This is a genomic window from Clostridium sp. CAG:43 (assembly GCF_000434655.1).
GTDB lineage: Bacteria > Bacillota > Clostridia > Lachnospirales > Lachnospiraceae > Otoolea > Otoolea fessa.
This window is the reverse complement of record NZ_FR895080.1, coordinates 15623-19310: the sequence shown is the minus strand read 5'-3', so window position 1 is coordinate 19310 and position 3688 is coordinate 15623. Positions and strand designations below refer to the sequence as shown.

The following is a 3688-nucleotide window of genomic DNA, read 5'->3' as shown; positions in this document are numbered from 1 at the left end:
CGGCGGAGGCGAGGGAGTTTCTAGCTAAGTATGAGGCATATCGGGATGCATGTACGGAGAGTGGGCAACAGTTATATGAAGAATTTTTTTGCAGGCGGAAATCTGTTTTTTTCTCTTCTGGAACACAAACGCCCTCTTTCACTTGTTTGCAAAATTCAAACGATGTCCGGATCGCCTGCATCATCATGGCCTCCGGTCTTGGAAAACGTTTCGGCTCGAACAAGCTCATGGCTTCGTTCCACGGTGCTCCGCTCATCCACTCGGTTCTGGATGTGACCGGTTCTGTTCCGCTCTTTGCCGATCGTCTCGTTGTGACACGCTCCCGGGAGGTTCACGATTACTGTCAGTCCCTGGGAATTCCGGTGCTGATTCATACACTTCCCAATCGGAACGAGGCGCTCTGCCTAGGACTTACACACATGTTAAAAAGGCACCCGGATTTATCAGGCTGTCTCTTTGCACTCGGCGATCAGCCGCTTCTGCGTCCACGGACACTGGAACGGATATGCCGGCGCTATCTCGAATGCAGAATATCACCATGTCACTCAGAATCTGTTTTCCCAGATTCTGATTTTTCCATTTTGAAATCAAAATTGCCTCAGAATTCAGGAATTGCAGAAAAATCACCGATCATACAGCTCTGCAGCGTCCAAATGACGGCTTCTCCCGAACCTTCCGTCTCAACCACCGTCGGAAGCCCGATTCTCTTCGACCGGGCATATTTTGACGAACTGCTCCATCTGCCGGAAAAAGCTGGCGGAAGCCATGTTCTCCGCCAACATCCGGACGTTGTCCAGTATGTGACTGCCGAAGTGCCGGAGGAATTGATGGATGTAGACACGCCGGAGGAGCTCAAACGCCTGGAGAATCTGGTAACAATCGAATAAAACTATAAGGACTGACATCACACATGCAGCATGATGCCAGTCCCTTTTTATCAATCTACGTATCACTTTCAGCCATACATTCCATATTTTATAGATGGATCTTATATTTTTATGTACCTATAACCTTTTTCTAATCTTCCTATTTCTTACGCCTCATCCTTCGGCAGCAGCACATTCAGGATAATCGCCATGAAAGCTGCCGGAACGATACCAGATCCGCCGAATACAAGCTGAATTGCTTCCGGCATCTTGGAAAGGATGGTTGCATGTGCACCCATGCCGTAACCAACACCCAGCGCAACAGAGACGATGGTCAGGTTGCGTGAAGTCATCTTCTCTTTCGTGATAAGCTGAATACCGCTAACTACGATCGAAGAAAACATCATAACCGCTGCGCCTCCCAGTACCGACTGCGGCATGATCGAAACGATCGCACCCAGCTTCGGAATCAGACCGCACAGAATCAGGAATACCGCGCCGGTTGCAAGTGCCATGCGGTTGACTACCTTTGTCATCGTAACCAGACCTACGTTCTGGCTGAACGAAGTGTTCGGAAGAACACCGAACAGCGCCGCAATACTGGAACCAAGTCCATCGCAGATAACGCCGCCGGAAAGCTCTTTATCGGTCGCCTCACGGTCCATACCGCCCTCAACGACACCGGAAATATCTCCGACCGTCTCAACAGCGGTTACAATAAACATGATAAGAACCGGCAAAATCGCGCGCATATCAAAGACAATTTTAACCGGAACGATCGCCGGAATGCTGATCCAGCTCGCCCGTGCTACCTTATCCCAGTTTAATACCCATGCTTTGGTATATTCGGTTCCGTCCGCTGCAATGCCCGTGTGCGGAAGCACCAGACCCATGATGAATGCTACAGCATAACCGGCAATAATTCCGACCAGAATCGAGGAAGAACTTAAATATCCCTTCGTTCCGTGCTTCACTGCCAGAATCACAATCAGGACAAAAATAGCAAGCAGCATATTTTCCATGGAACCAAAGTCCTGCGCCGAGCTGCCGCCGCCAAAGGAATTGACGCCGACCCCGATCAATGACAGACCAATCGAAAGAACGACCGTACCTGTTACGACCGACGGGAAAAATCGGCGAAGCGGCTTTAAGAAGCATCCAAGCACACTCTCGAACAGACCGCCGATGATCGAAGCGCCCATAATGGCGCCGTACGCTAAAATACCGCCGCCCATCGTAGCCGCCACGCTGTTGAATACACCGATGAAACCAGAGCTGGTTCCCATGATAATCGGAACCTTGCCGCCGACCGGACCAACTGAAAATAACTGCAGCAGCGTGATCAGTCCCGCCACCAGCATCGCATTCTGCAGAAGCTCGATCTGCAGCTGTGCCAGATCGTTTCCGCCCGTGATACCACAGGCGCCTGTGATGATCAGAAGTGGTGTCAAGTTACCGACAAACATCGCAAGCACGTGCTGCAGTCCCAGCGGAATCGCCTGTTTTAACGGCATCTTCGCCTCAAACTCATAGGCAGGTCCCGTAAATTTCTTTTCATTTTCCATAGATTTTCTCTCCCTGTACCCAATTTAAAACTACCTTTTTACACAGTTTCCAAAACATTCTCAATTATAAAAAAAAGCATATGAACTGTAAAGATTGTTTTTTCATTTGTATATTATTTTTCATTAAGTAAGTTATAAGTATTACTTATAACTTACTTACCCAGTCCACAATATCACCAAATACCTCTTCCCGGTTGATCTCATGAAACAGTTCATGCCTTGCCCCCGGATAAAGTTGCATCGCCACATTGGTACATCCGGTTTCTTGCAGATCTTCCATCGCGCGCCGCACACCGCGTCCGCCTTCTCCGACCGGGTCCTCCTCTCCCGATATCAGCAGAATCGGCAGATTTTTCGGAATTCCATCAAAGCCTCTCTTCCGCTTCAAATCTAGCATGACCTGAAAAAAATCGACGAATGCCCCATCGGTAAATAAAAACTGGCAGTATGGATCCGCCTCGTATTTTTCATCCTCCTCCGTCACACGCGACAGCCATTGATGTTCCGTTTTTCCTTTTTCAAAATAGTGGTTATAGCTTCCAAGAACCAGCTGGTGCAGCCGCTCATTTCGTCCATTTCTTCCTTCCAGCCACGCTGCCGCTGCCACGACAGTTCCGCCCAGCCACAAAAGTGGTTCCGGCTGGCTTCCGGTTCCCATGAAAATTGCGCCGTCCAGCCATTCTCCATAATGCGTGATAAAACGGCGTCCAAAAAACGAACCCATGCTGTGCCCCAGAAGAATATGCGGAATGCCCTGAAACTTGTGTTTCGCAAAACGTGCCACCTGCGCCATCGCACCGTTCACGCGGCGGACACCATTTTTCTCCGCGAACTCGCCTAATTCCCCTGGTTTTGCTGTCCGTCCATGTCCCGGATGATCGTGCCCGATGACCGCAATCCCCGCCCGGTTCATCGCCCGTGCAAATTCTTCGTATCTGCCAATGTGCTCGATCATACCGTGCGCCACCTGAATGACCGCCCACGGTGTTTCCTCCGGCTCCCAGCAGATGCCATGGATTCTGCCGTTCCCATCCTGAAATGGAATATAAAAATCTTTGCCCTGTGCCATCCTGATTTCCCCGCTTTCTAAATGCTATATCGAATTATCTCTCTCAACATTGCCTGAAATATTTTTTATTTTCCTGTTTTATTGAAGCATATAATTTTCAGATCCTTTTCATATACAGGATACCACAAAAACACTCTATTATACGATTTTCCCCCTTAAAAAAAGAATGTGCCTTGTTGTGTAATAGG

3 protein-coding genes are annotated in these 3688 nt (G+C 49.0%); 1 reads left to right on the top strand and 2 read right to left on the bottom strand.

Translation table 11 applies throughout. The features are described from left to right. Positions 1-146 precede the first annotated feature (146 nt). Positions 147-887, top strand: a complete 741-nt coding sequence (locus QVO97_RS06490) for a nucleotidyltransferase family protein (RefSeq protein WP_288189180.1) — start codon at positions 147-149, stop codon at positions 885-887. A gap of 146 nt (positions 888-1033) precedes the next feature. On the opposite strand, the gene QVO97_RS06485 is transcribed toward QVO97_RS06490, so the two are convergent. Both QVO97_RS06485 and QVO97_RS06480 read right to left on the bottom strand, forming a co-directional pair. Continuing rightward, on the bottom strand, positions 1034-2431 hold the full coding sequence (locus QVO97_RS06485; protein ID WP_022359560.1) for a uracil-xanthine permease family protein: 1398 nt from the start codon (positions 2429-2431) through the stop codon (positions 1034-1036). Positions 2432-2576: 145 nt separating this feature from the next. Continuing rightward, complete coding sequence (locus QVO97_RS06480) at positions 2577-3500, bottom strand: alpha/beta hydrolase (protein ID WP_022359559.1); 924 nt, start codon at positions 3498-3500, stop codon at positions 2577-2579. Positions 3501-3688 lie beyond the last annotated feature (188 nt).

Excerpts from the sequence above, each read along its gene's own strand:
- QVO97_RS06485 (WP_022359560.1), bottom strand. The coding sequence starts at position 2,431 with ATGGAAAATGAAAAGAAATTTACGGGACCTGCCTATGAGTTTGAGGCG.
- QVO97_RS06480 (WP_022359559.1), bottom strand. The coding sequence starts at position 3,500 with ATGGCACAGGGCAAAGATTTTTATATTCCATTTCAGGATGGGAACGGC.